Consider the following 1943-nt stretch of genomic DNA (forward strand, 5'->3'; position numbering starts at 1 on the left):
TTCATCATTTAAAAGTTCTTTACTGAAGCTGAACTGCTGAAGCCTTCCATTAAGCTGCTGAGTTCCCTTTATACTGCTTCCAAGGGCTGTCACTGCTGGTTTTAGACAACCTCATTTTAAGTATGTTTGAATTTCTCAACAAACTTTATTGCCATTTATAGTATCCTTTCACTCGATTTTGGGGAAAAAAGAGCTAACGCTTTGAACGTTAGCTCTCAATGTTATTATGATTATACAGTATTTTATAGTCCTATTAATCTCATTATAAGCATAATGTACTTTAATTTATTTCACTTCATTTTATTGATATATTTACATGGGATAAAATCTGATAACCATACCTTTTCATTCCCTTTATAGAAAAACAGCCCATCTCTATAAGCTTGATTCGCACTGATTTTTAGAATAATTGGCTCATCATCTCTTCTTTTACCAACTTGAAGCGCAGTATCAATATCTACAGATAAGTGCACATATTGTCTCTCTTTGGGAACTAATCCGTCTTTACTAATTGAGTCCCAAAAGCGTCTAGCAGTACCATGATAAAGAACTTCTGGTGGCTTTTTTACTTCTCTTAATATCTTTTGTGGTATGGAATGACCGTATAAAGCTCTAATTCTTCCTGACAATATTTCATGACGTTTTTTATCAGATGTTTCAATCATTTTATATAAATCTTTTTCATTTAAATTCCTCCATTGATTATTTTCTTTTAAAGCCATCAATAACTGTTTTATGTCTACCCAACCAGTATCATCAATCTCTAATTCATATTTCCAAGGAGCATGTCTTAATGCATATGAAACTTCTTTACTTAATTCTAAATAGTTTATATTTAATCCCTCCTAAATCAATGTTGTCATTATTTATATAAAATTAATCATTTCATCAATTGCATCTCTAAACCAACTCCAAAAATCACTATACACTTTTCTTTGTTCATACCCTGGGGATGCAAAATCATGAATAATTTGAACCTCTTCTCCTTTTCCAAATTCAAAGCAAGCAACATCATCATTATCATCTCTTCTGGCAAATGGTATTAGTATTCTATTTGGATACCTATTCTTCATTCCCTCATACCTGCTTAACGCCTGATTGTTATCCATAATATACCATAAGTCTAAATCCACTAAATTTAATTTAACAATTCTTATAAAAGACTCTGGATATTTAAATCCATTCTTTAACACATCAATATCTGGTAACTGTATACTCATAATTACTTACCATCCCATCCTATAATATTTGAACCAAATGGATACCTACTTCTAAATGCTGAACTTTGCTTTCCTATTCTTAAATTTACTGCATCCCCCCACGTTTGTGGAACGCCTTTTTTTGTTGTGAATCTCTCTATAAACTCCTTTGGCAATCGCTGATTTGAATCATGTACAATAGCTTTAACATTAATACCTGAATATCTTGCAGAAAGTACACGTGTATTATCAATTGAAGTATACTTTCCGTCTGGCATTTTTATAACATCAATCGATGACCCCTGCCAACCGTTTGTTTTCATGCTTTTTATTACTTGATTAGCATCATTTACAGAATTTTGGCTGAATCTAATCTTATTAGGATTTAATGTAACAGCTTTATCTGCCGTCCTACTTAATATATTGCTTACACCTTCTCGAATCTTACTTGTTACATAAGCCTTAGCTACTTGAAGATGCACATAGATCTTAACGGCTGCTGTTAAAAAGAACATATTTACCTTTGCTTTTATATCCACCCATGAATGCCCACTTGGATCTTCCATATTCACTGGGTTGTTAGCACAATATATAAACATATTATGGCTTAGTAATTCTCCTGGACTTCCAATAAGTCCATCCGCATTAATAAATCTGCCCATTTCAGAATTATAATATCTAGAATTCAAATAATACAACCCTGTCTCGGTATCAAACCTATACCCTCTATATCTATAAGGATTC

The 1943-nt window shown here is 32.4% G+C and carries 3 protein-coding genes; all 3 read right to left on the minus strand.

Translation table 11 applies throughout. The features are described from left to right. Positions 1-290: 290 nt before the first annotated feature. The gene (locus DP68_RS18705; protein WP_035312044.1) at positions 291-833 is read right to left on the minus strand and encodes an RNA 2'-phosphotransferase; all 543 of its coding nucleotides are present in this window, start codon (positions 831-833) and stop codon (positions 291-293) included. 33 nt (positions 834-866) lie between these two features. Further along, complete coding sequence (locus DP68_RS18710; RefSeq protein WP_035312045.1) at positions 867-1220, minus strand: hypothetical protein; 354 nt, start codon at positions 1218-1220, stop codon at positions 867-869. A 2-nt stretch (positions 1221-1222) separates the two neighbouring features. Next, positions 1223-1943 (minus strand): RHS repeat-associated core domain-containing protein (locus DP68_RS19830; RefSeq protein WP_291550367.1); only part of this gene is annotated, 721 nt, incomplete at its 5' end.

The sequence above is a fragment of the Clostridium sp. HMP27 genome, assembly GCF_000765165.1.
GTDB lineage: Bacteria > Bacillota > Clostridia > Clostridiales > Clostridiaceae > Clostridium_AK.

Bases quoted from the DNA above. Each gene is read 5' to 3' on its own strand.
- DP68_RS18710 (WP_035312045.1), bottom strand. From the start codon at position 1,220: ATGAGTATACAGTTACCAGATATTGATGTGTTAAAGAATGGATTTAAA.